This is a genomic window from Skermanella pratensis, from assembly GCF_008843145.1.
GTDB classification, from domain to species: domain Bacteria; phylum Pseudomonadota; class Alphaproteobacteria; order Azospirillales; family Azospirillaceae; genus Skermanella; species Skermanella pratensis.
Genome location: NZ_CP030265.1, coordinates 673,149 through 698,372 on the forward strand (window position 1 = coordinate 673,149; position 25,224 = coordinate 698,372).

20 protein-coding genes are annotated in these 25,224 nt (G+C 66.2%); 8 read left to right on the plus strand and 12 right to left on the minus strand.

Features of this window, described 5'->3' with window-relative positions:
* The first annotated feature begins 135 nt into the window (after positions 1 to 135).
* The 4 genes from DPR14_RS03055 to DPR14_RS03070 all read left to right on the plus strand — a co-directional run bounded on the left by DPR14_RS03055 (position 136) and on the right by DPR14_RS03070 (position 6,425).
* Positions 136 to 1,908 (plus strand): N-acetylglutaminylglutamine amidotransferase, encoded by a 1,773-nt coding sequence (locus tag DPR14_RS03055; RefSeq protein ID WP_158043863.1) that lies wholly within the window; start codon positions 136 to 138, stop codon positions 1,906 to 1,908.
* A gap of 2 nt (positions 1,909 to 1,910) precedes the next feature.
* Positions 1,911 to 3,671 (plus strand): N-acetylglutaminylglutamine synthetase, encoded by a 1,761-nt coding sequence (ngg, locus tag DPR14_RS03060; RefSeq protein ID WP_158043864.1) that lies wholly within the window; start codon positions 1,911 to 1,913, stop codon positions 3,669 to 3,671.
* 42 nt (positions 3,672 to 3,713) lie between these two features.
* Entirely contained in the window at positions 3,714 to 4,901 is a 1,188-nt protein-coding gene (locus DPR14_RS03065) for an osmoprotectant NAGGN system M42 family peptidase (RefSeq protein WP_158043865.1), read from the plus strand.
* 279 nt (positions 4,902 to 5,180) lie between these two features.
* Positions 5,181 to 6,425, plus strand: coding sequence for a sensor histidine kinase (locus DPR14_RS03070; RefSeq protein ID WP_158043866.1), 1,245 nt, complete (start codon positions 5,181 to 5,183; stop codon positions 6,423 to 6,425).
* A 46-nt stretch (positions 6,426 to 6,471) separates the two neighbouring features.
* On the opposite strand, the gene DPR14_RS28610 is transcribed toward DPR14_RS03070, so the two are convergent.
* On the minus strand, positions 6,472 to 7,152 hold the full coding sequence (locus tag DPR14_RS28610) for a cold-shock protein (RefSeq protein ID WP_281352672.1): 681 nt from the start codon (positions 7,150 to 7,152) through the stop codon (positions 6,472 to 6,474).
* 382 nt (positions 7,153 to 7,534) lie between these two features.
* Here DPR14_RS28610 and DPR14_RS03080 point away from each other — a divergent pair, with 382 nt between their 5' ends.
* Positions 7,535 to 9,058 (plus strand): long-chain-fatty-acid--CoA ligase, encoded by a 1,524-nt coding sequence (locus DPR14_RS03080; RefSeq protein ID WP_343038697.1) that lies wholly within the window; start codon positions 7,535 to 7,537, stop codon positions 9,056 to 9,058.
* Positions 8,995 to 9,249 carry an AMP-binding enzyme gene (locus DPR14_RS28820; RefSeq protein WP_343038698.1) on the plus strand — a complete coding sequence of 85 codons (255 nt, stop codon included), beginning with the start codon at positions 8,995 to 8,997 and terminating at the stop codon, positions 9,247 to 9,249. Before DPR14_RS03080 ends, DPR14_RS28820 begins: the two co-directional genes overlap by 64 nt.
* A gap of 31 nt (positions 9,250 to 9,280) precedes the next feature.
* Here DPR14_RS28820 and DPR14_RS03085 read toward each other — a convergent pair whose 3' ends face one another.
* From DPR14_RS03085 to DPR14_RS03125, 9 genes are all read right to left on the minus strand, one after another.
* On the minus strand, positions 9,281 to 9,934 hold the full coding sequence (locus DPR14_RS03085; RefSeq protein ID WP_158043867.1) for a LuxR C-terminal-related transcriptional regulator: 654 nt from the start codon (positions 9,932 to 9,934) through the stop codon (positions 9,281 to 9,283).
* Positions 9,935 to 10,159: 225 nt separating this feature from the next.
* A complete protein-coding gene (locus DPR14_RS03090; RefSeq protein ID WP_158043868.1) occupies positions 10,160 to 10,675 on the minus strand; it encodes a thioesterase family protein in 516 nt (171 codons plus the stop codon).
* Positions 10,676 to 10,696: 21 nt separating this feature from the next.
* Positions 10,697 to 12,493, minus strand: a complete 1,797-nt coding sequence (locus DPR14_RS03095) for an acyl-CoA dehydrogenase C-terminal domain-containing protein (protein ID WP_158043869.1) — start codon at positions 12,491 to 12,493, stop codon at positions 10,697 to 10,699.
* A gap of 149 nt (positions 12,494 to 12,642) precedes the next feature.
* Positions 12,643 to 14,988 (minus strand): 3-hydroxyacyl-CoA dehydrogenase/enoyl-CoA hydratase family protein, encoded by a 2,346-nt coding sequence (locus DPR14_RS03100; protein WP_158043870.1) that lies wholly within the window; start codon positions 14,986 to 14,988, stop codon positions 12,643 to 12,645.
* A gap of 28 nt (positions 14,989 to 15,016) precedes the next feature.
* On the minus strand, positions 15,017 to 16,153 hold the full coding sequence (locus DPR14_RS03105) for a thiolase family protein (protein WP_158043871.1): 1,137 nt from the start codon (positions 16,151 to 16,153) through the stop codon (positions 15,017 to 15,019).
* A gap of 42 nt (positions 16,154 to 16,195) precedes the next feature.
* Positions 16,196 to 16,636, minus strand: coding sequence for a MerR family transcriptional regulator (locus DPR14_RS03110; RefSeq protein ID WP_158043872.1), 441 nt, complete (start codon positions 16,634 to 16,636; stop codon positions 16,196 to 16,198).
* A 190-nt stretch (positions 16,637 to 16,826) separates the two neighbouring features.
* A complete protein-coding gene (locus DPR14_RS03115) occupies positions 16,827 to 17,357 on the minus strand; it encodes a GNAT family N-acetyltransferase (RefSeq protein WP_158043873.1) in 531 nt (176 codons plus the stop codon).
* Positions 17,338 to 17,649 (minus strand): type II toxin-antitoxin system TacA family antitoxin, encoded by a 312-nt coding sequence (locus tag DPR14_RS03120; protein WP_158043874.1) that lies wholly within the window; start codon positions 17,647 to 17,649, stop codon positions 17,338 to 17,340. Before DPR14_RS03120 ends, DPR14_RS03115 begins: the two co-directional genes overlap by 20 nt.
* 231 nt (positions 17,650 to 17,880) lie before the next feature.
* Positions 17,881 to 18,939 carry a DUF4142 domain-containing protein gene (locus DPR14_RS03125; protein ID WP_158043875.1) on the minus strand — a complete coding sequence of 353 codons (1,059 nt, stop codon included), beginning with the start codon at positions 18,937 to 18,939 and terminating at the stop codon, positions 17,881 to 17,883.
* Between the two features lie 528 nt (positions 18,940 to 19,467).
* On the opposite strand from DPR14_RS03125, the gene DPR14_RS03130 reads away from it, so the two are divergent.
* Together DPR14_RS03130 and DPR14_RS03135 are read left to right on the plus strand one after the other, a co-directional pair.
* A complete protein-coding gene (locus DPR14_RS03130) occupies positions 19,468 to 22,950 on the plus strand; it encodes a COR domain-containing protein (protein WP_192499242.1) in 3,483 nt (1,160 codons plus the stop codon).
* 483 nt (positions 22,951 to 23,433) lie between these two features.
* Positions 23,434 to 24,192 carry a terminase small subunit gene (locus DPR14_RS03135; protein WP_158043877.1) on the plus strand — a complete coding sequence of 253 codons (759 nt, stop codon included), beginning with the start codon at positions 23,434 to 23,436 and terminating at the stop codon, positions 24,190 to 24,192.
* A 202-nt stretch (positions 24,193 to 24,394) separates the two neighbouring features.
* Here DPR14_RS03135 and DPR14_RS03140 read toward each other — a convergent pair whose 3' ends face one another.
* Positions 24,395 to 24,775 carry a copper chaperone PCu(A)C gene (locus DPR14_RS03140; RefSeq protein WP_246148781.1) on the minus strand — a complete coding sequence of 127 codons (381 nt, stop codon included), beginning with the start codon at positions 24,773 to 24,775 and terminating at the stop codon, positions 24,395 to 24,397.
* Between the two features lie 38 nt (positions 24,776 to 24,813).
* The gene (locus tag DPR14_RS03145; RefSeq protein ID WP_158043878.1) at positions 24,814 to 25,221 is read right to left on the minus strand and encodes a DUF2946 family protein; all 408 of its coding nucleotides are present in this window, start codon (positions 25,219 to 25,221) and stop codon (positions 24,814 to 24,816) included.
* Positions 25,222 to 25,224: the final 3 nt, after the last annotated feature.

Below are 25,224 nucleotides of genomic sequence, written 5' to 3' on the forward strand. Positions count from 1 at the left end.
GTTTAAGCTGTGACCGAGCACTGAAGGGTGCTTCCGCTGCCCCGGTGTTGCCCGCGACAGGGTGACGCTCCCCTTGACCAGAGGTGCTTTCGACATTGTCGCGGGCCGACCAACAAGCAGGAGATCAAACAACCCATGTGTGGCATTTGCGGTGAGATAAGGCTCGATCGAAGCGCCGCCGACGGCAGGGCGGTCAGTGCCATGGCCGACGTGCTGGCGCCGCGCGGCCCCGACAGCGCGGGTGCCTTCGCGCAGGGCCGGGTGGCGTTCGGCCACCGCCGCCTCAAGATCATCGACCTGTCCGACGCCGCCCAGCAGCCCATGGTCGACCCGGCCCTGGGCCTGACCATCGTGTTCAACGGCTGCATCTACAATTACCCGGAACTGCGCGCCCAACTCGAAGGGGAGGGCTACCGGTTCTTCTCCCACGGCGACACCGAGGTGATGCTGAAGGCCTACCATGCGTGGGGGCCGCGCTTCGTCGAGAAGCTGTACGGCATGTTCGCCTTCGCGATCTGGGAGCGCGAGAGCGGCCGGGTCGTGATGGGCCGCGACCGGCTCGGCATCAAGCCGCTGTACCTGGCCGAGACGCCGGGCATGATCCGGTTCGCCTCGACCCTGCCGGCGCTGGTCGCCGCGGGCGGCATCGATACCGACATCGACCCGGTGGCGCTCCACCACTACATGAGCTTCCACGCCGTCGTGCCGGCTCCCATGACCATCCTCAAGGGCGTGCGCAAGCTGCCGCCCGCGACGCTGCTCACCATCGAACCCGACGGGACGAAGCGCGAGGAGGTCTACTGGACCGTGAATTTCGGCCCGCGGTCCGGTGACGAAAGCCTGTCGGAGAGCGACTGGCAGGACCTCGTCCTGGAGACGCTGCGCAAGGCGGTCGAGCGGCGGCTGGTGTCCGACGTGCCGGTCGGCGTGCTGCTCTCCGGCGGGCTGGACAGCTCGATCATCGTGGCGCTGCTGGCCGAGGCCGGGCAGCACGGACTCCAGACCTTCTCGATCGGGTTCGAGACCGTCGGCAACGAGCGCGGCGACGAGTTCCAGTATTCCGACATCATCGCCAAGCGGTTCGAGACCGACCACCACAAGCTGTTCGTGGACAGCAGCCGGACCCTGCCGGAATTGCAGAACTGCGTCCGCGCCATGGCCGAGCCGATGGTCAGCCACGACGCGATCGGCTTCTACCTGCTGTCGCAGGAGGTGGCGAAGCACGTCAAGGTCGTGCAGAGCGGGCAGGGGGCCGACGAGATCTTCGGCGGCTACCACTGGTATCCGCCCATGATGGGGAGCCGCGATCCGGTGTCCGACTATGCGCGCGTCTTCTTCGACCGCGACCAGTCGGAGATGGCCCGGGTGCTCGACCCGCGCATGCTGGGCGACGATCACAGCCGCGCCTTCGTCGAGCGCCACTTCGCCCAGCCCGGCGCGGACCGGCCGATCGACAAGGCGATGCGGCTCGACACCAGCGTCATGCTGGTGGACGACCCGGTCAAGCGGGTGGACAACATGACCATGGCCTGGGGGCTGGAAGGCCGCGTCCCGTTCCTGGACCACGACCTTGTCGAACTGGCGGCGCGCGTCCCGCCCGAGCTGAAGATCGCCGAGGGCGGCAAATACGTGCTGAAGGAGGCCGGGCGCCGGGTCGTCCCGTCGGAGGTGATCGACCGGCCCAAGGGCTATTTCCCGATGCCGGCGCTGAAGTACCTGCGCGGTCCCTATCTGGACCTCGTCCGGGACGTGCTGAACGAGCCCAGGGCGCGCGAGCGCGGCCTGTTCCAGCGGGATTACGTGGATCGCCTGCTGGCCGAGCCGGACAGCCACATCACGCCGCTGCGCGGTTCCAAGCTCTGGCAGGTCGCCCTCTTGGAATTCTGGCTCCAGACACACGGCATCTGACCATGACCCAGCCTCCCAACCCAAGGTCGCAGCACCGCCTGGAGCGGCGCAACGCGCCGTCGCTCCGCAACTGGTACTCGCGCGACCAGCACCATCCCGGCCAGGCCGTCCTCGAGGAGAACGTCACGGTGGACTGCGGCTGGGGCCGGCTGCTGTTCGCCCACACCTTCCCGGACCTGCCGGAACTGGCGAAGGCGCTTCGGGAGGAGAGGCCGGGCCGGCGCGACATCGCGCTGTACCTGCGCGATCCTCACGTGGCGCTGTCGCTGGCGCCGCAGGAGCTGTTCCTCGACCCGTCGCACACCTACCGCCTCTGGCTGGAGAACTACCGGCCGAGCCGGCGCCGGCCGCGCGGCTTCACGGTGCGCCGGCTGCGCACGGTGGAGGACGCCGAGGCGATCAACCGCATCTATGCCGGCCGCAACATGGTGCAGGTCCCGCCCCACTTCTTCCACGACCAGCGCAACAGCCGCGTGCTCACGTACTTCGTCGCGGTCGATGCGGCGAGCGGCAACGTGATCGGCTCGGTCACGGGCGTCGACCACGGACGGGCCTTCAACGACCCGGAGAACGGCTCGTCCCTGTGGTGCCTGGCGGTCGATCCGCAAGCCTCTTTCCCCGGCATCGGCGAGAACCTGGTGCGGACGCTGGCCGAACATTTCCAGGCGCGCGGCCGCAGCTTCATGGACCTGTCCGTGATGCACGACAACGTCAATGCCATTGCCCTCTACGAGAAGCTGGGATTCCAGCGGGTGCCGGTGTTCGCCTTGAAGACGAAGAACTCGATCAACGAGAAGCTCTATGTCGGGCCGCCGCCCGACGAGACGCTGAACCCCTACGCGATGATCATCATCAACGAGGCCCGGCGCCGCGGTATCGGGGTGGACGTGGTGGACGCCGAGGGAGGCTATTTCACGCTCAGCTACGGCGGCCGGTCTATCACCTGCCGGGAGAGCCTCAGCGAGCTGACCACGGCGGTCGCCATGAGCCGCTGCGACGACAAGGCGGTCACCCGCAGGCTCATGGTCAAGGCGGGGCTGAGGGTGCCGGCCCAGCAGGCCGCCGCCAAGCCGGAGGACGACGCCGCCTTCCTGGAGAAGCACGGCTCGATCGTGGTCAAGCCGGCCCGGGGCGAGCAGGGCAAGGGCATCACCGTCGACGTCCGCACGCCCGAAGCGGTCGCCAAGGCGGTGGCCGAGGCCCGAAACCACGCGGAGACCGTGCTGCTGGAGCAGTTCTTCCAGGGCGACGACCTGCGGATCATCGTGATCGACTACCGCGTCGTCGCCGCGGCGATCCGCCGTCCGGCGGAGGTCACCGGGACGGGCGAGCACACCGTCCGGGAACTGATCGAGGCCCAGAGCCGGCGCCGCGCCGCGGCGACCGGCGGCGAGAGCCGCATCCCCATGGATGCGGAGACCGAGCGCTGCGTCGCGGCCAACGGCTTCTCCATGACCGACGTGCTGCCGGAAGGGCAGGTCCTGCCGGTCCGCAAGACCGCCAACCTTCACACCGGCGGTACTATTCACGATGTCACCGACCGACTGCACAGGACGTTGGTCGATGCCGCCATCGCCGGGGCGAAAGCATTGGATATCCCTGTCGTCGGTTTCGATTTCCTCGTACCGTCGGTGACCCAGCCCGACTATGTCATCATTGAGGCAAATGAGCGGCCGGGCCTCGCCAATCATGAACCCCAGCCTACGGCCGAACGTTTTGTTGACCTTCTGTTTCCCAATACCAAGCTAGTGTCCACCGGATAAGGGTAACGAATCGAGAAGCTCAATCTGATGCAAGGCGTACCTATGGAAAGATCGCACGCGACGGCGTCGAAAGAGCCGGCGGACCGGGAACTCGTGCCCCCGGCCCGTCCGGCGATCGACATGGACTACGTCCTGTCGATGCTGGAGAGCCTGCTGAAGATCCCGAGCCCGACCGGCTATACCGACGAAATCGTGCATTTCTGCGGTCGCGAGCTGAAGCGGCTGGGAATTCCCTTCGAGCTGACCCGGCGCGGCGCCATCCGCGCCGACATCAAGGGCCGGCTCAACAGCCCGGACCGGGCGATCGTCGCCCATGTCGACACGCTGGGCGCCCAGGTGAAGGGCCTGAAGTCCAACGGCCGGCTGGAAGTGGTCGCCATCGGCACCTGGTCCGCCCGGTTCGCCGAGGGGGCCCGCTGCACCATCTTCACCGACCACGGCTCCTACCGCGGGACGATCCTGCCGCTGAAGGCGTCTGGCCATACCTTCAACGAGGAGATCGACTCCCAGCCCGTCGCCTGGACCAACCTGGAGGTCCGCGTGGACGCGGTCTGCTCCAACACGGCGGACCTGATCCGGCACGGCTTCAATGTCGGCGACTTCGTCGCGATCGACCCGCAGCCCGAGTTCCAGCCCAACGGCTTCATCAACTCCCGCCACCTGGACGACAAGGCGGGCGTCGCCGTGCTGTTCGGGGCGGCCAAGGCGGTGATCGACGCGGGCGTGGAGCTGCCGGTCGATTGCCACCTGCTTCTGACCATCTCGGAGGAGGTCGGGTCAGGCGCCTCGTCGGTCCTGCACGGCGACGTGGCCGAGATGGTCTCCATCGACAACGCGACTCCGGCGCCGGGGCAGAACAGCCGCGAATCGGGCGTCACCATCGCGATGGCGGACAGCACCGGTCCGTTCGACTATCACCTGACCCACAAGCTCCTGGACCTGTGCTCGGACCACGACATCCGGCACCAGCGCGATATCTTCCGCTTTTACCGGTGCGACAGCGCCGCCGCGATCGAAGCCGGCAACGACATCCGCACCGCCCTGGTCTGCTTCGGCGTCGACGGCTCCCACGGCTACGAGCGCACCCATGTCCATGCGTTGCGCTCCCTGGCCGAACTGGTGGCGCTCTACATGCAGAGCGATGTCACCTTCGAGCGCGACCGCCATGCCATGGGTCCGCTGACCGGCTTCCCGCACCAGAAGACAGAGCCGGCCGAAGCGGCCGAATAGGCCGCTCCATACGCCTCCGGGGCGCAGCGGCAATCCCGTTGCGCCCTCTCCGTCCCCAGAGATCCTCAAGCTTTCGGTCCCTGTTTTCAAAGAGCTGTCGAGTCTTCGCCGCCATCCTGCGTTCCGCAGGATGGTTTTTATTTGCCCGAGTACCGAAAAACTATCCATTCGGGGAAGGGTTTTTCCGTCGTTTATGTTCTATTTCCCGTCCGATACGGGTTTTACTGAGGCGGTGGGTATTTCTTTGTCTGAGTTTTTTGGAAAAGTCAAAGGTGTATCGTGACGGTGGGGCTGGACCCGTTCGGTCATGGCGAGGTATCCCGGGAACCCGACCGATCGCAGTTGCTGGCGCGTTCCCTGACCCGGCGGCTGCGATTCGCGGCCGTCCTGACGGTGGTTTTCGTAGCCGGGCTCACCGCGGTCTTCCTGCTGCTGTTCCACGAGGTGGAATCCCGGGAACAGGCGGTCCGGACCACCTACGAGACGCGCGTCGCCCTGGAAACCCTGCGGAGCGCCTTCGACCGGGCGGCGTCTCCCCCCGGTGCGGACCGGCCGGACATCGGCCGCGAGCGCATCGTCGAAGCCAGGATCGCCGAAGCCAGGGACGCACTCTCGGCGCTCGCCGCGCTGGCGGCGGACGACGACGGGAACCGCCCGGAACTCGACAGGCTGGTCCGGTTCGTCGGGGCCAGGCTGGAGGCGCCCGACGGACCTGACGACGCCGAGGCCGTCGGCCGGCGCATCGAGGCGCTTCAGGCCGGCCAGGAGGCGGATCTCCGGGAGCGGGTCGCCTGGATCGACCTGCTGGGCGACGGAATCCTGTACGGAGGGGGAGCGCTCGGTTTCGCGAAGGTCCTGATCCTGGGCGTCCTGCTCGGCCAGGCGGCCCGCATGGCCCGGCGGGAAACCGATATGATCGACGAGCGGACGATCCTGCTGCGGGAGCTGAACCACAGGGTCGGCAACAGCCTGGCGACCGCGGTCGCGTTCCTCCAGCTCCAGGCGGCGCAGATCAGCGACCCCCGGCTGCTCGGAACTTTCCGGGAAGCCCAGAACCGCATCATAGCGCTGGGCGAGGTCCACCGGCGGCTGCTCCAGGAGGAGGCCGTGAGATTCCTCGACGTCTCGACCCTGCTGCCCGGCCTCGCCGGCGAACTGGCGCGGACGCTGACGGCCGAGGACCGTATTTCGGTCACCGCCGCGCCGGCCGTCGTCCCGGTCGAGACGGCCATAACACTGGCCATCATCATGACCGAGCTGATGACCAACGCCGTGCTGCATGGCTGCCGCGACGACGCGGGCTGCGACGTCCTGGTCCGGCTCGACGCGGAGACGGACGGCAGCCTCGGCCTCACGGTGCGGGACTCGGGGGGAAGGCTTCCGAAGGATTTCGACCCGCAGGCGTCCGGCAAGGCCGGGCTCCGGATCGTCACCGCGCTGGTGGAACAGGTCGGGGGAAGCTTGAGCTATCGGACCGACGGTTTCACCGAGGTCCGGGTGCGCATCCCCCTGGAATGTCCGTGAGGCCGGCCGGACCTCAACAGGTCCGGCCGGCCGTCGGCGCCAAGCCTCAGAGCGGCATGATCCAGGTGGCTTCACGGCCCTTGGCCGCGTCCTGGACGCGCATCTGGACGCGCTGGCCGGCTTCCAGCTGCATCAGGCCGCAGCGGCGCAGCACGCTCTTGTGGACGAAGACGTCCTTGCTCGCGTCGTCGGCGGTGACGAAGCCGAAGCCCTTGTCCGGCTTGAACCACTTGACCGTGCCCGACATCTCGACCTCGGGCCCGCCCGAGGACGCGCCGTAGTCGCTGTCGCCGTAGCGGTCGCCGCCGCCGTAACCGCCGCCGCCATAGCTGCCGCCGCCATAGCCGCCGCGGTCGCTGCCGTAGCGGTCGCCGCCGCCATAGCTGTCGCGGTCGCCGCCGCCGTAGCCGCGGTCGCCGCCGCGATCGCCGTAGCGGTCGCCGCCGGCGGGACGGGCCGAGGCCGGCGCGCCGCCGACCACTTCGACGATCCGGGTGACCTGGGGTCCCTTCGGTCCCTGGCTGATCGTGCACAGGATCTCGGTGCCGTCGCTCAGCTCCTGCAGGCCTGCCCTGTTCAACACCGAAATGTGGAGGAATGCGTCCGGAGATCCGTCAACCGGAGCGACGAAACCAAAGCCCTTGGTTACATTGAACCATTTCACCAGGGCCCGAGCCTGGGCGCCATCGTCGAACGACATGGCGTTGTGCTGACTGAAGCGAGACAAGTGTGCAGAACCTTCGAATCCAGCGCCGCGCGCGGTTAACACCTTCGAGGGCAGCACCGGTTGTTCCCCCTGGTTTGCCCCCGTGACGATTTTATGCACAGAAAAATTTGAGTCTCCAGTGTAATTTTTTGTTCACCTTACTCTATCGGCCGGTTCTTTTCTTCTTTAGACAGACCGGTCTATATGATTTTGGCGGAATTCCACGAAAAAGCGAGGTTTCCAGGTCGGTCTTGACCTTTACGTAAACGGCAAGTAGCCTGAAGTCACCTCGACCGGTCCGGAGGGCGGGAAGTCCGCTCGGAGATCGGGAACGGCAAGCGGCAGCGACCACGAGAGCGCATATAAGGCCGCGGCGACGATGGGCAGCAGGGAGACAGATGGAATGGCCGATCCGGCAGCGAAGCTCGCAGAATATCCGTGGGCGCGTTCGTACCCCGCGGATATCGATTGGAACGCCGACATCCCGACGGCGCCGCTCCACCGCCTCATGGACGACGCGGTAAGCCGATTCGGCGACCGGCCGTGCATCGACTTCATGGACAAGCGCTACACCTACGCCCAGATCGGCGCCCTGGTGGACAAGGCGGCGAAGGGCTTCCAGGAGATGGGCGTGGGGAAGGGCAGCAAGGTCGGGCTGTTCCTGCCCAACACGCCCTATTTCGTGATCTGCTACTACGCCGTGCTGAAGGCCGGCGGCACGGTGGTCAACTTCAACCCGCTCTACGCCGAGCGGGAGATCGCCAAGCAGATCGAGGACAGCGACACCGACATCATGGTCACGCTCGACCTGGCGGTGCTCTACGGCAAGATCGCCAAGATGCTCGGGCAGACCCGGCTGAAGCGGATCGTCGTCGCCCGCATGGCCGACATCCTGCCGTTCCCCAAGAACTGGCTGTTCCCGATCGTCAAGCGCAAGGACATCGCCCGCATCCCGTCCGACGACCGGCACCTGGCCTTCGCCAGGCTGATTGCCAACGCCGGCCGGCCGGCCCCGGTGGAGATCGACCCCGACGAGGACGTGGCCGTGCTCCAGTATACCGGCGGGACCACCGGCGTGCCCAAGGGCGCCATGCTGACCCATGCCAACATCTACGCCAACGCCGTCCAGTCGGGCATGTGGTGCACCGACGCGAAGCCGGGGCAGGAGCGCATGCTGGGCGTGCTGCCGCTGTTCCACGTCTTCGCCATGACCGGCGTGATGAACCTGCCGCTGGTGCTCGGCGCCGAGATGGTCCTGGTTCCCCGGTTCGAACTGGACAACGTGATCAGGCTGATCCAGTCCAAGAAGCCGACGCTGTTCCCCGCGGTGCCGACCATCTACACCGCGATCGTCAACCACAAGGACATCGGCTCCTACGACCTGTCGTCGATCCGCTTCTGCCTGTCGGGCGGCGCGCCCCTGCCGGTGGAGGTGAAGCACGCGTTCGAGACGAAGACCGGCTGCAAGCTGGTCGAGGGCTACGGCCTGTCGGAAAGCTCCCCGGTCGCCACGGCCAACCCGATGTACGGGGTCAACAAGGCCGGTTCGATCGGCATCCCGCTGCCCCGCACCGTGATCGAGATCGTCAGCCTGGACGACCGCTCCCGCCTGGTTCCCCTGGGCGAGAAGGGCGAGGTCTGCATCCGCGGGCCCCAGGTGATGAAGGGATACTGGAAGCGCCCGGGCGAGACGGCGGAGGCGCTGGCCGACGGCCGCCTGCATACCGGCGACGTCGGGTACATGGACGAGGACGGCTACACCTACATCGTCGACCGGATCAAGGACATGATCCTGTGCGGCGGCTACAACGTCTATCCGCGAAACGTCGAGGAGGCGATCTACCTGCATCCCGCCGTCGCGGAATGCGTGGTCGCCGGCGTGCCGGACCCCTACCGGGCCAGACCGTCAAGGCCTATGTCAAGCTGACCGAGGGCCATGGGCTGACGCGCGAGGACCTGGCGGAATTCCTGCGCGACAAACTGTCGCCCATCGAGATCCCCAAGCACCTGGAGATCCGCGACGAGCTGCCGAAGACCATGATCGGCAAGCTGTCCCGCAAGGCGCTTCTGGAGGAGGAGGAGGCCCGCCGCTCCGACCGTCAGGCCCCCCGGGACTGACGGCCGGATCGGAAAGGGGCGGGGGCGCCGGTCAGCGCATCGCGTAGCGGGACGCGCTGATCACCGCCTGGGTGCGGTTCTTGACGCCCAGCGACTTGAAGATCGCGGTCACGTGGATCTTCACCGTGCCCTCGGACAGCCCCAGCTCGTAGGCGATCTGCTTGTTGGACTTGCCTTCGCGCAGGCAGCCCAGGACGTCGCGCTGGCGCTGGGTCAGGCTGATGCCGGAGGTGGGCTCGGCCACCACGGCGTGGTCGCGCGGCGCGCTGGTCAGGCCGCTCGTCCCGGAAGAGTTCATCAGGGCGTGCGGCATGTAGACGCCGCCGGCCAGCACCAGCCGCAGCGCGCTGACCATGATCTGCACGCTCGACGACTTGGGGATGAAACCGCCGGCGCCGTGCTCGATCGCCTGGCGGGCGTCGGCGCCGCTCTCGGACGCGGACACCACCACCAGCGCGATCGTGGGCAGCATCGCCTTGATCTGGCGGATGCCCTCGAAACCGGGCCAGCCCGGCATCTGCAGGTCGGTCAGGATCAGGTCGGGGGGCTCGCTCCCGGAGCACTGCGCCATGACCTCCTGGTAAGTCGCCGCCTGGATGTAGTCGGCGTCGGAAAAAATCTGCTCCAGCAGACGATTAAGTCCTTCGCGGAACAGCGCGTGGTCGTCCCCGATCAGAATACGCATCTCTTGCCCCTTTTCCCTTCTGGCCCGCTCAATACATACGCAATTATGAGGTACGCTCATTTGCAAGCATACTATTTTGTTCGTTAATAAACCCCATCAACGCTTCTAGTGCAATTTAATCATAGGAAGTATGGTTAATGTTGCCTTGAAGACACAAGTTTCCGGGGCTAAAGAAATATGACCGTCGGCGGGTGCGGATCCGATGCGGCTGATTTTATCAGACCATCATATCTCTTCGGTCATAGGAGCGGGACTGGGAAAAGGCCGGGTAATAGGCGGAGATTCGACGTCCCGGCCCATGAGTCGCAGTATTTCGGCCGGTTCGACCGATCCGTCCGCGCTTTTGAACAGGCCGCGCACCGTCGCGAGGGCCGCGACTCGGCCGTCCATCGACTCGATGCGGTGTTCCATGTAGACCCACTTCGCGTCCCAGCCCAGGACGCGGGTGTGCAGCCTGAACCGCTCGAACGGCTTCAGCGACCGCCGGAAACTGACGCTGGCCCCGCCCAGCACCGGCATCCACCGGTTCTTCAGGATCGGCCGCGCCAGCCCGCACCGGATCATCAGGTCCGTCCGGCCGAGATCCATGATCGTCAGGTAGCGGCCGTTGTTCATGTGAAGGTTGACGTCCAGGTCGTTGGGCCACACCCGGAACGTCAGGACCGACTCGTCCATCAGGTCCGTCCGCCGCCCGAGCAGGGCGGCCAGAAGGACCTTGATCATGCGGAATATCAGGTTCATGTCGGCCCCTTCCCGGCGCCTCTAGAAAGCGTCGGCGTCCATGTCCATCAGAACCTGCGACCCGGCCATGATGGTCAGGAACAGGCCGTTGACCTGGGGCAGCAGCTTGGTCATGTAGAACCGCCCGGTCTTGACCTTGCTGTCGTAGAACCCCGCCCGGCCGTCCGCCTCCCGCTGCTTCTCCTTCGCCGCCTTGACCATGCGCAGCCACATGTAGCCCAGCGCCACCAGGGCGAACATCCGCAGATAGTCGGTCGAGGCCGCCCCCGCCTCTTCCGCGTTCTTCATGCCCCTCTGGGCGACCAGCGCGGTCGCCTGCTGGAGCTTGCCGAACGCCTTGGCCAGCGGAATGACGAACTCCAGCAGCTCCGGGTCCTCCTGGGTCTCCTCCAGCAGTTCCGAGACGGGGTGGAAGAATCGGCGCAGAAGCCGGCCCATGTCCTGGGGCAGCTTGCGGCCGACCAGGTCCAGCGCCTGGATCGCGTTGGCGCCCTCGTAGATCTGGGCGATGCGGGCGTCGCGGACGAACTGCTCCATCCCGTATTCCCGGATGTACCCATGCCCGCCGTACAGCTGCATGCCCATGTTGGTCGCATCGAACCCGTGGTCGGTGAAGAACGCCTTCACGACCGGGGTCATCAGCGCCACCAGGTCGTCGGCCTCGCGCCGAACCTCCGGGTCGGGATGCCGGATCGAGACGTCGATGTTCATGCCGACCCACGCCGCCAGCGCCCTGCATCCCTCGGTGTGCGCCCGCATGGTCAGCAGGGTCTTGCGCACGTCGGGATGGACGATGATCGGGTCCGCCGGCTTGTCCGGTGCCTTGGCCCCCGTCAGCGACCGTCCCTGGAGCCGTTCGCGGGCATAGGCGACGGCGTTCTGGTAGCTGACTTCGGCCAGGCCCAGCCCCTGGATGCCGACGCCCAGCCGGGCCGCGTTCATCATGGTGAACATGGCGCGCATGCCCTTGTGCGGCTGTCCGACCAGCCAGCCCTTGGCGTCCTCGAAGTTCATCACGCAGGTGCTGGACGCCTTGATGCCCATCTTGTGCTCGATCGAGCCGCACGTCACGCCGTTCCGCATGCCCGGCGTGCCGTCCTCGCGCGGCAGGAACTTGGGGACCAGGAACAGGCTGATGCCCCGGGTCCCGGCCGGCGCGTCCGGCAGCTTGGCCAGCACCAGGTGCAGGATGTTCTCGGTCAGGTCATGCTCCCCGGCCGAGATGAAGATCTTGGTGCCGGTCACCGCATAGCTGCCGTCATTCGACCCGTCCGGCACCGCCCGGGTGCGGATCATGCCCAGGTCGGTGCCGCAGTGCGGCTCGGTCAGGCACATGGTGCCCGACCAGGTGCCGTCCACCAGCTTCGGCAGGTAGGCCCGCTTCAACTCGTCCGTCCCGTGCAGCGACAGCGCGTTGTAGGCGCCGTGGCTGAGGCCGGGATACATGCCGAACGACAGGTTGGCCGAGCAGATGAACTCCTCCAGGATGAAGTTCACCACATGGGGAAGCCCCTGGCCGCCGTAGTCCGGGTCGCAGGAAACCCCCGTCCATCCGCCCTCGATGAACTTGGCGTAGGCTTCCTTGAAGCCCTTCGGCGTCCGCACCACGCCGTTCTCGTAGTGGCAGCCCTCCTCGTCGCCGGAGCGGTTGAGCGGCTGGAGTTCGTTCTCGGCGAACTTGGCGCCTTCCTCCAGCACCGCCTCGATCAGGTCGGGCGTATGGTCCTCGTGGCCCGGCAGCTCGGCGAGCCTGCCGACCGCGAAGACTTCGTTGAGCACGAAACGGACATCGTCCAGAGGCGCCTTGTAGGTCGGCATGGTTCAAGTCCCTTGGTATCTCGATGGGAGGGAGTCCCGTAGGTCGGCCTTGGCCCTCAGGGCCAACGCCGACGATGCTGCCGGAACGTCGGCGCGGAGGCGTCGGCGTTCGCCTTCGGCGAAGGCCGACCTACGGTGTGCCTGTCGGGTCAGTTGCGCAGCGGCTTGCCGGTGGTCAGCATGTGTTCGATCCGGGCGACGGTGGCGCGGCTCCGGACCAGCTTCATGAAGCTGGCGCGTTCCAGCTCCAGCAGCCTGTCCTCGTCCACCTCCTCCGTGATGTCGGTGTCGCCGCCGCTCAGCACCTCAGCCAGCGCGCCCGACACCACCACGTCGTGGTCGGTCGCCTTGCCCTGCTGGTGGAACCCGTCCACCGCCATCCGGAGCGCCGCGCGCGCGGTCGGCCCCGGCAGCCGCAGCGTGACCGGCTCCGGCGGAACATAGTTCTCCGCCAGCTCCAGCGCCTTCGCCTTGGCGTCGGCCAGCAGCCGCTCGCGGTTCATGGTGATGCCGTCGGTCGGGCGCAGGAACATCAGGTCGCGCGCCTCGTCCGCCGACTTCGCCACCTTGGCCAGGCTGATCGCCTCGAACGCCTGGGCGATCGGCGGCATCGGCCCGCCCGGCCGTTTCTTGTTCAGGGTCGCCCGGGTCAGCATCTCCTTGCAGCCGCCCCAGCCGGGGATCACCCCGACGCCGACCTCGACCAGCCCCATATAGGTCTCGGCATGGGCCTGGACCGCGTCGCAATGCAGCAGGATCTCGCACCCGCCGCCCAGCGCCATACCCGAAGGCGCGCCGACCACGGGGAAGGGCGCGTATTTCAGCGCCTTGTACGTCTCCTGGCCTTCCTGGACCGACTGTTCCACCTGCGGCCACAGGGCGATGTTGACCGCGAACAGCGCCAGCCCGAGATTGACGCCGACCGAGAAATTGTCGCCCTCGTTATGGACGACCAGGGCCTTCCACTCGCCCTTGCCGTCGCCGATCATGCCGATCGCCTTCTGGATCAGCGCCATCACGTCGCCGTCCAGGGCGTTCATCTTGCCGGTGAACTCCAGGCAGGCGACCCCGTCGCCGATGTCCCACAGCGCCGCCGAGCCGTTCCGCTTGATCGGCTTCGACCCGCGCTTGATGTCGGACAGCAGCAGCACGCCATCGGGCCGGACCATGTCGGCATAGCCACCGTCCACCGTCAGGAATTGCAGCCTGCCGCCCTCGGTCCGGTAGAAGCCCTTGCCCGCCGCCGTCTCCAGCAGGGCCGGCACCGGCTTGCCCTCCGCCCTCAAGGCATCCGCCAGCCAGTCCGCGCCGAGCTGGTCGATCAGCTCGAACGGGCCGAATTTCCAGTTGTAGCCAAGCCGCATGGCCTGATCGACCGCCGTCACGTCGTCCGCGATCTCCGGCACCAGCGAGGCGGCATAGGCCAACAGGTCCACCAGCACCCGGCGGGCATAGGTGCCGCCCCTGTCCGGATGCTCGACCAGGGCCCGAAGCCCCTGCTTCGCGGCGCCGACGCTGTCCAGAGACGCCTTCTCCGATGGGCGGTACCGCCCCGTCGCCAGGTCGATCGCCTCCTTCACCCGGCCGCCGCCCGACCTGTTCAGCCGGTAGAAGCCGCCCTTGCCCTTCCGCCCGGTATAGCCTTCCGCGATCATGCGGGTGAACAGCTCCGGCTCCCGGTGGATCGCCCGATACGGGTCGTCCGCCGGCAGGGTGTTCAGCAGCGAGCGGCTGACATAGGGCATCAGGTCCAGCCCGACGAGATCCACCAGCCCGAACACGCCGGTCTTGGGGATGCCCATGGGCCGCCCGATGACGGCGTCGGCCTCCTCGACGGTCAGGCCCAGGTCCATCGCCTGGTTGATCGCGGCCTGTATCCAGTAGGTGCCGATCCGGTTGGCGATGAAGCCCGGCCGGTCCTTGCACGCCACCACGCCCTTGCCCAGCCGCATGTCGGCGAACCGGCTCAGGGCCTCGACCGCCTCGGGCCGCGTGTCCGGTCCGGCGACCACTTCCAGCAGCCGCATGTAGCGCGGCGGGTTGAAGAAGTGGGTGATCATGAAGTCCCGGGCGAACCCATCGCCCTGGCCCTCGACCAGGTTCTTCAGCGGGATGGTCGAGGTGTTGGAGGAGACGATCGACCCCGGCTTCCGCACCGCGTCCAGCCGGGCATAGAGGTCCGCCTTGACCTTGGGGTTCTCGACCACGGCCTCGACGATCCAGTCCACGCCGGCCAGCTTCTCCAGGTCGTCCTCGATGTTGCCGGGCGTCACCAGGTCAGCGTTGCGCTTGTGCATGAAGGGCGCCGGCTCGGTCTTGAGCATCTTCTCGACCGCGGTGCGGGCGACCACGCTGCGGTCATTACCCCGCCCGTCTTTCACGTCCTGCGGCACGATGTCGAGCAGGAAGACCGGAATGCCGGCATTGGCGATGTGCGCGGCGATGCCGCTGCCCATCACGCCGGCGCCGATCACGGCGGCGCTGCGGATTTCCATAGGGCTCTCCTCCGTTTCCGCTCGTGGCTCAGACCGCTTCCAGGACGGTGGCGATGCCCTGGCCGCCGCCGATGCACTGGGTTGACAGCGCGAACTGCCCGCCCTCGCGCTTCAGCAACTGCGCCGCCTTGCCGGTGATGCGGGCACCCGTGGCGCCCAGCGGATGGCCCAGCGCCAGCGCGCCGCCGTCCAGGTTGACCTTGGCCCCGTCGAAGCCCAGCGCCTGCGCCACCGACATGGCCTGGACCGCGAAGGCCTCGTTGCTCTCCACGATGTCCAGGTCCTTCACGGTGATGCCGGCCCGCTTCAGCGCCTTCTCGGTGGACGGCACCGGGCCGTAGCCCATGATCGTCGGGTCGCAGCCGGACACGGCGATCGACCTGATCCGGGCCAGCACCGGCAGCCCGTGGGCGCGGGCGAACTCCTCCGACGTGACCAGGGTGGCGGACGAGCCGTCGGTCAGCGGGCTTGCGGTGCCCGCCGTGACCGTCCCCTCCGCCAGGAAGGCGGCCTTCAGCGACTTCAGGCTCTCGGCGCTGGTGTCGGCGCGGATGCAGCCGTCCTTGTCCACGATGCCGTCTGGCGTCTCGATCGCCACGATCTCGTCGTCGAACCGGCCGGACTCCTGCGCCGCCGCGGCCTTGCGGTGGCTCTCCACGGCGAAGGCCTCCTGGGCCTCGCGGGTGAACTGGAACTTCATCGCCAGGTTCTCGGCGGTGATGCCCATGGGCATGTAGGCGCCGGGGTTGCTGTCGGCCAGCTTCGGGTTGGGCATGGGGTTGAAGCCCAGCATGGGCACTCGGCTCATGCTCTCGATTCCGCCGGCGATGAAGGCGTGCCCGGCATCCATTTGGATGGCCCCGGCCGCCATGTGGATCGCCTGCATGGACGAGCCGCAGAAGCGGTTGATCGTGGTGCCCGCGACGCTCTGGGGCAGCTCCGACAGCATGCCGACCAGCTTGGCGATGTTGAAGCCCTGCTCGCCTTCCGGGAAGGCGCAGCCCAGGATGATGTCCTCGATCTCGTGCGCATCGACGCCGGTCTTTTTCAGCAGGCCGTTGACCACCTGGGACGCCAGATCGTCCGGCCGGATGCGGGCCAGCTTGCCCTTGCTCGCGAAGTGGAACGGCGACCGGGCAAATCCGGCAATGACCACGTTCTTCATGGTGCTAGCTCCTCACCGACTGTTCGGATTCTTGTTTGGCGTCTACTTCTTAGGCTTCCTGTCCGGCTCGACGCCGGCGGCGTCCAGATGGTCCAGGATCTGGCGCTCCAGCGCGCGCAGCTCGTGCAGCGTCTGCTTGACGTCTTCCAGCTGGGTCTCCAGCGACCGGATCCGCTCCCGCCCGCGGCCCAGCGCAAAGCGCATCTGCTCGATCTGCCTGTCGTCCGTGTCGTACAGGTCCAGGAAGTCCTTGATCTCCGCCAGGCTGAAGCCCAGCCGCTTGCCCCGGCAGATCAGCGTCAGCCGCGCCCGGTCGCGATGGCTGTAGATCCTGTTCAGCCCGTCCCGCGTCGGCGCCAGCAGCCCCTGGTCCTCATAGAACCGGATCGTCCGCGGCGTCACCCGGAACTCCTCCGCCAGCTCGCTGATCGAGAAGGTCCGGGCGTTGGTGGAGCCGTTCGGCGGATCGATCATGCTGAGCATAGGAGGACACCGCGCAGGGAAACAGGGACCGGGAACCGGGATATGACGTTTACGTAAACGGAAGGTACGCGACCCGGCGCGCCGCGTCAAGCCCGCGATGCCGGCCGCCGAACGCGCCGCCCCCTGCGGAGGGGCGGCGTCCCGCCGCCCAAGGTGCGCGGGACGCGCACCCTCCCGGATGCCGCTTCCCTTACGGTCCGATCGCCTGCGGACTCCGGCCGGCCGATTCAAGCGACGCCGCTATGTCGGCGATCGATCGGAACAGGGTGAGCGGACTGTCCCTGGAGGCCAGGAACCCCTTTCTCCGCCAGAAACCCGCCGCTTCGTCGTCGATGGCGTTGACCACCAGCGCGCGTCCGCCGATCAGTCCGGCGCCGAGCACCGCGCGGGTCAAGGCATGCCGGAGCAGGCCGTTCCCGATCCCGCGCCCGGCCCAGGCCGAGTCCGTCGCCAACTGGCCGAGCAGGAGGCAGGGCACGGGCGAGGGGGGCTGGCCTGTCCGGATGGATCGCGGCATGGAGTCGGGAATGACCGCCGTCGGAGCAAGTCCATAATAGCCGACGACCCTCATGGATTGATGCACGACCATCACGACGGTGAAGCCCTTTTCAGTATTCGCGAGGGCTCGCGTTTTCAGCCAGGCGTCAAGGCCGGGCTTGCCGCAGGAGAACGACGAGACGTCATGTGACGCCTGGATTCGCTCAGGAGCCGACAGGATCATCGGACCCGCCGGCTTCCTCCCACGGCGCCTTTCTCGCCAGCACCTTGACCATCGCCGGAACCGGTTCGCCCGGAGCCGAGATCGCCACGACGAACTCCTCGAACCCCTCGGGGTCCAGGCGCACCAGGCTGCTTTCCAGAATGACGGCTTCGGCGGCGCTGACCGCCGCGTCGCGGACGAAATCCGTCCTCGACCGCCCGCGCAGGCCGGCGGCGCGGTCGATCACCGCAAGGTCGGCCTCGGGAAGACGCATCGAGATGGGGTAGTCTTTACGCCTGGACGATCCGGTCATCGCGTTCTCCGTCGAAAGCCGAGAGATGGCTTTTCGTATCGTAATACGCAATACATTAGCAACGCCAATTTTCCGCCTGCGCGGGTCAAGCCGACGCATGAAGAAGAATGGGTGCCGCATACCCCGGAGGTAGGGAAAGCTAAGCTCCCCAAACCCACCGAATGGAACGGATCATTCGCGACTTGAACCGCTGCCGCGCCCGGCAGCCGTGGACCGCACCGGCGCCCGCCGTCACTGGCGCGCCTCTCCGTCCCCATGCCCGGCAGCGGCGCCGATTTCCCCGTCTCCCCAGTCCGAGACGATCGCCAGGACCGAGTCGTGATGGGCCTTCCCCGACTTAGTACCCTTCGCCGCCAACTCGCGCACCGCGGGATCGCGTCCGTGGATCGACGCATGCTCGTAGCGATAGAACCATTCGTAATGATGAATCACCTGGGACATGATGTATTCCCGGTCGAACGCCGGGCCGGACAGCCCCTCCAGCCGATCGCGAGTCCGCCGCTGGACCGGCCCGACCGTCTCCAGCGGCGCTACGCCGTTGGCACCGGCGGCCTGCCGGAACTGCTCGCCCGAGCGGCCATGTTCCTCGACCATGCGGCGCGCGAACGCGCGGACCGGTTCCGTCACGGCTTTCTCCGCCGCCATTTCGCCCAGGCGCACCTGCGACAGTTCGACGTTCATGGCATAGACCAGGAACATCCGGTCCTCCGGCGCCAACCCATCCGGCAGGCCGCCCCTCAGTTCCTCGGCGAGCCGCCCGGCCTGCTCCCTAAAAGCCTCGTTGGCATCGACCTCCCCGGCGGCCGCGTTCCGCACCGCGGGATCGGTGCCGTGCCGCGCCTCCCTCCGGTAGATCCAGCCCGCGGTATAGAGGGCCGGTTCCTGAATGCCCACATACACGGCGTCGAAAGCGGCGCCGTCCAGGTTCCGAAGCCAGTCGATCGACCGTTGCGTGACCGGATCGATCTCCCGCACGGGTTCGACCCTGTTGCTTCCGGCAAGGCCGGCCAGCTCTTCCCCGGTCTCCGAATGATGGGCGAGGATCCGGCGGGCAAGGTCGCGCACCCGCTCGTCCCGGGCATGTTCCGCGGCGAGCGTGCCGATCGCGACCTGGCCGGCGCTGGTGGACGTCGCCGAAAGAAGATAGTTCACTTCCTCCGCATGGGGCTCCGCGGCCTGCAGGGCAGTCTGCGCCTGGGCCGCGCCGGCCAAGGCCGCCTGGGCGACCGATGCGAGGAGGGCGATTCCGCGGATCGTGGACCCGATCGTTGCTGGTCTGGCTCGGTGCATCTTTCTCTCCGGTACAAGGTTCGTGCCCTGACCAGAGATGACCACCGAACGGCGCGGAAGTTCCAATCCGCGCAAGCCCCGGTCGGCTCCGCAGGAAAAGGATCGGCCCGGAAAAGCGTTCACCGCGCTTCTCGCCGCCCTCACCCTTCCGTCGAACCGTAGGTCGGATAGAGCGAAGCGGCATCCGACAATCCGGAGCGTCACCGCCAGACCCCTGCTTCGCACTCGCCGGCCTGCAACTTCAATGGAAGGCTAGCCAAGCCGGGATCGCCCCGGCGTATGCCAGCAGGTGCGTCCTTTTGCACATGTCCAATCCGGCTGCAAAGCTTCCTAAGATACAACCCCTCAGAGTAGAAGTTCACCATCAATGAAGTGAATAAAAACTTGTACCGCAATGGCGCGCGCTTTTGAGGAAGTTCGATCAAGATGCAATCCGATAGCCCCGGTGCCAGTCATGAGCCATGAAAGGCCCCTGTTCTCCCCCGAGCTTCCTTATCGTCTGTCGCGATGAGCCCCCGGGCCGACGGCATGGCGATCGCGCTGGCGCGCATCGCCGAGGAGAAGCAGAAGCTTACCGGAAAGCTGGATCTGGGCGGCTTGGACCTTACAAGTCTCCCAGACCCGTTGTTTGGCTTGAAGCATCTACGGGAACTCAACGTCGGAAATTCGACACTACGGGGTCTCGAACCGATACCTAATCGCATCAATGCTCAAAAGGAGAAGATAAAGCTCCTGTCCTCATTGCGAATCCTGTCAGTTGCGGCCTCCGACGTTTCTGATCTCGATTTCCTAAGGGAGTTGCCGGACCTTCTGGAACTGAACTGCTCGAACACAAAGGTGCGCGATGTGACGCCTCTGGCAACGCTTCACAATCTCCAGCGCCTATACTGTTACGAGACCCCCGTATCCGACTTGGCGCCGCTGACATCACTCGGAAAGCTCGAAGCGCTTTTCTGCGACGATACGGAAGTATCCGATCTGACGCCCTTGGCGTCGCTGCGCGGTCTGCGAAAACTTGGTTTTGGCAAGACCTTGGTATCCGACCTGAGTCCTTTGGCAGCGCTTCAAGACCTTCAGTCGCTCGATTGCAGCGGCACTCCGGTATCCACGCTGAAACCTTTGGCGTCGTTCCGCAACCTGGAGCGGCTTGTCTGCGTAAGGACTAGGGTGCCCGACTTGACGCCGCTGACGTCCCTCAAAAGCCTCAAGTGGCTATTCTGCGCGCATACTCCGGTTTCGGATCTTGCACCTTTGAAATTTCTGGAAGAGCTTTCCTTACTGGATTGCAAGGTTACCGGCATATCCGACCTGAAATATCTAGCAAACCTTCGCAAGGTTCGCAATATTGATTGCAGTGGAACGAGAGTCTCTGATTTGCGGCCTCTGGTATCTCTCAAAGAGCTCACGGTGCTTTCCATCAGTAACACACGAGTTTCGGACTTGAGGCCCCTGGCGTCTCTTGGCAAGCTTCGGGAACTCTCCTGCGATTATACGTCGGTCTCGGACCTGAAGCCCCTGGCGTCGCTTGTTGAACTCCGGGAGCTTCGCTGCGGCCGGACGGGGATATCCAATCTGGCGCCGCTGGCATCCCTCGCCAAGCTGAGGGTGCTCGACTGTCGCGACACTTGCGTATCCGACCTGACGCCACTGTCGGCGCTCGATAGCTTGGAATTCCTTATCTGCAATCACACGGATGTTTCCGACCTGACTCCCCTGCTGCCGCTTGGCAAACTGGTCTCGATCAGTTTCTCGGAATGCCGGCTCCAGCCCCTGCCGCGCGGTCTTCTTGAAAAGCCCTCATTGAAGTTTGCAACTCTGCATGGCACTCACGTTCCCGGAGTGCCGCCCACCGGCATCTTGTCGAATGACTTTTTCGACAACTGCCTGGAACGCCTGCGCGCCCATTTCACCGACCTCGACGCCGACGCCGAAATCGTGCCGGACGTCAAGCTCATGCTGCTCGGCAATGGCGGGGCGGGCAAGACCCAGATCGCGCGCTGGCTTGCAGGGCAGCCGTTCGACGAGGCTTGGAACTCCACCCACGGCATAGAGATCATCACCGCCGCGTTACCCGGCGACCCGCCGATCCGGCTGCACGCCTGGGATTTCGGTGGTCAGGACATCTATCACGGCACCCACGCGCTGTTCCTGCGAAGCCCCGCCATCCTGGTGCTGGTCTGGGCGACGGATACCGAAACGCGGGAATCCCATCGGCAGGGCGGCATGACCTTCCGGGACCATCCGCTCGACTACTGGATCGATCTCGCCCGCCATCAGGGCGATCACCGCAGCCCGATGATCATCGTCCAGACCAAATGCGATACGCAGAAGCTGGAGACCCGGAAGCTTCCCGGCCGCACCGACGTGCTGGATGAACTCCCCTACTGCAAGACGCTCCATGTCAGCACCCGGGAAGGCCGCGGCAAGGCGGCGTTCGACGAGGCCCTGAGGGAGGCTGCCGGCTGGCTGCGCGACCCCGAGCGGGTTGGGCCGGTTCGGATCGGCGCGGGAAGGTTGCGGGTTCAGCGCCGGCTTGAGGCGTTGCGCGAAAGTCACAGGAACCTGCCGGCGGACCGGCGTCGGCACCGGCTGATGGGGATGGACGCATTCGAAAGCCTCTGTGCCGAACAGGGGGGCGTTTCCTCACCCGCCCATTTGCTGACCTACCTGGATGCCAACGGCACCGTGTTCTATCGGCCCGGCCTGTTCGGCGACCGGATCGTTCTGGACCAGGCCTGGGCCTTGGACGCCATCTACGCCGTCTTCGACCGCGAACGCTGCCTGCGGGAGATCCGCCGGAGCGACGGGCGTTTCACCCGCCCCATGCTGGCGGATCTGGTATGGCGGGAGTACGGCGAGGACGAGCAGAAGCTGTTTCTCGGCATGATGCGGTCCTGCGGCATCTGCTTCATGCATCGCCGATCCGAAGATCCCAACGGCTGGGATGAAGCCGACGGTGAATACATCGCTCCCGATCTGCTGCCGGAACGCGCCGCCGTCGAGAATCGCTTGTCCTGGCGCTGGAACGCCGATGCTCCCGGAGAGACCGCGGTGTTCCGGTATCCTATCCTGCATGGCGGCATGATCCGGACGCTCATGGCGAGGGTCGGAGAAATGGCCGGGCAGGATGCGCTTTACTGGCAAGGCGGTTTCTGCGTTCACGAAGCGACGACTGGCAGTTGGCTTCTGATCGAGCAGGAGATGACCGGCCGATGGCAGGGCGAAATCCGGGTGAGGACGCAATGCGGCCAAGCGGTGGCATTGCTCGACAGGATGGTGAGACTGGTCGAGCGGACGCAGACCCGCCTGGGCCTGCAATCGGAAGAACGTACGACAGGGACGGTGAGCCCGCCGGTTGTCGCCGAGGTGCCGGAGCAGGAAGCGCCGGAACAGGAAGCGATGACGTTCGGGCCGGCAAGGCCGGGCAACCCGCATGCACCGGAATGGTACGTGTCTTACGCTTGGGGCGAAGACACGACGAGGGAAGGGCGGGAACGGGAGCGCGTCGTGGACGAACTCTGTGCCGCGGCCGAAAAGCGTGGCCGCCGCATCCTGCGGGACAAGAACGTGCTGGGCCTCGGCGACAGCATTCCCGACTTCATGCGCAGGATCGGCGAGGGGAAGCGCATTTTCGTGATCCTCAGCGACAAGTACGTCCACTCGCCTTACTGCATGCTCGAACTTACCGAGATCTGGAGGACCAGTCGTCAACAGGAGCGGGATTTTCTCGAACGGATACGTATCCTGGTCCTGCCCGACGCGCCGCGGATCGACAGGCCCGTCGAACGGGTCAAGTTGGCTGCCTACTGGAAGAAGGAGCACGACGATCTCAACGCCCTGGTTCAGGAGCATGGTGCCGGAGTCTTCGGCGATACCGACCATCGCCAACTGAAGCAAATGCAGCGATTCTATGCCGAGGTCTCCGACATCCTGGCCGCATTGTCCAGCCAAGTACGGCCCCGCACCGTGGAGCAACTGATCGAATGGGGCTTCGACGACCCCAAGAATTAACCACCGCCAATCCTTTGAATGAAATCATTGTAAGCAGAACGTTGCCAGAAAGAACCCGGTTAGGTCCGCTTCAGCGCACACACCGGCATTCGCGCGAGTTTCAATGCCCCGCGCGCCGGGGTAATGCCCTCCGCCGGTATCCCGGCGCTTAAATGGAGAAATAATTCCTCGTAGGTCGGGTAGAGCGAAGCGGCACCCGACAAAGCAGGCGCTTTGCTGTCGGGTGCCGCTTCGCTATACCCAACCTACGGTCTTATCCTTGCTAAGCAATTTATGGTTTTAAAGACCGTGGGAATCAATCCCAGGCGTTGCAAAAGCTGTCGCCATATCCGTGCCCATCCGACCTTATCCGTGTCCATCCGTGGATAATAGAAGCTCGGATACGCCAACTTCCCACCCGGCCCCAACCATCATCAGGATTGATTTCCTGAGCAATTCAAGGATAATAAACCCAATTCTCACTCCGCCCCGAAAGCCGCGACCATGAGCCAGACCACCCCCGCCGCCGCCCCGGCCTCCGCATACTCCCCCCTCCCGCACCGGCAGGAAGCCTTCGCCCGCCATGTGGCATCCGGCCGAAGCTTCAGCCAAGCCGCCCGGCTCTCCGGCTATGCGTGGAACAGCGCGCGCCAGACTGGATCGCGCCTGATGCGGGACCCAGGCGTCGCCGCCCGCGTGGTCGAACTCACCGCCATCGAGGATACCCGCCGCCGCGCCGAGCTGGGCGAACTGGTCGCGGCGGCCAAGCGGGTGCTGCTCGACGCCATGGAGAAGCAGCAGCATTTCGCGGCGCTCCGCGCAATCGACCAGATCGCCCGCCTGCGCAGCCTGGACGGCCCGCAGGCCGACGCCCGCCGCGCCGCCTTCGACGACGATCCCGACGACGCCGAAGAGGCCGGCGGACCCGTCAGCAGCATCGCCGACCCCGACGCCCTGTTCGAGCCGCCGATGCCCCCCGCCGTCGCGGCCCCGGTCGAGCCCGCGCCCGAGGACCCGGAGAAGGCGCACGCCAAGGCCGTCAAGCTGCAGAACCGGCGCTACAGCAAATGCTATGACCTGGTCATGTCCAGGCATCCCGACATCAAGGCGAGGCTCCGCGACGCCCAGGACGTGTCGCTCTACTTCGACCAGGAATACCGCCTGCTGCCGCCCGAACTCTGGCCCGCCGGCAAGCCCCAGGCCGTGCCGAAGATGACGAATGTGAACGAAAGCGGCCATGCCCCGGGGGGCCGCCCGTCCTGACCTCCTGTGTTGGGCCATGGACCCGACCTACGATTCACCGCTCCGTAGGTCGGGCCCATGGCCCAACAACAGGTCGGAATCTCCTGTCGCCGGTATCAGTGGTGCGCCGACCCCGACGCCCCCAGGGCTTCCACCACGTACTCGACCTCGACCGTGCCGGCCTTCTCGAAGGTCAGGGTGCCGGCGAAGCTCTCGCCCTGCTTCAGGGCCGCTTCAGGTCCATGAACATCAGGTGATAGCTCCCGGGCTTGAACTCGACCTTGCCCCCGGCCGGCACGGCGATGCCGTCGGGCAGGTGGCGCATGGTCATGATGCTGTCCTTCATCGCCATCTCGTGGATTTCCGTCCGGCCGGCGATCTCCGCGGTGGCGGAAACCAGTCGGTCGGCCTCGGACCCGGTGTTGGCGATGGCGAGATAGCCGCCGGCCACCCGGGCGCCGCCGGGCGTGGCGCGCGACCAGGGATGGTCGATCTCCAGGGGACCCGCCTTGGTGCCGTGGGCGAAGGCCGGGATCGCGGAAGGGCCGGCGAATGAAAACAGGACGGCGGCCGCCAGCGCGGCGGCGCGGAAAGACTTGGACATGCGGATACTCCACGCGAAAGGGAACGGGTTTCGATCGTTCAGCCCGCCGTCGGCGGCGCCCGGGTCCTGCGTGGGGTCTGGTCGAGCGGAAGCAGGACGGGAGCCGCCGCCGAAACCGCCAGGGCGGCCCCGCGCGCCGGGACCGGAGCGGCGACCGCCACACCCCCCGTCGGCGGCGCCGTTCCACCGCCGAACATCGCGCAGCCGGTCAGGCAGCAGCTCGGCAGATGCGGCCCGCCATCCTGCCCACCATCGGAATGGGAAGCGGCACCCCCCGTACACAGCGAGTCGCCGTAGATCCGCTCCGGCGAGGCCGCCGCGGCACTGATCGCCATGCCGGACAGCAGCATCTGGAGGGCGAGCAGATATGCCGCGCCCAGCGCCACCCAGAAACCCGAAGCCCGTCCCGGGTCCTGTCCCCCAGCCTGTCGCCGCGATCCCGCCATCCC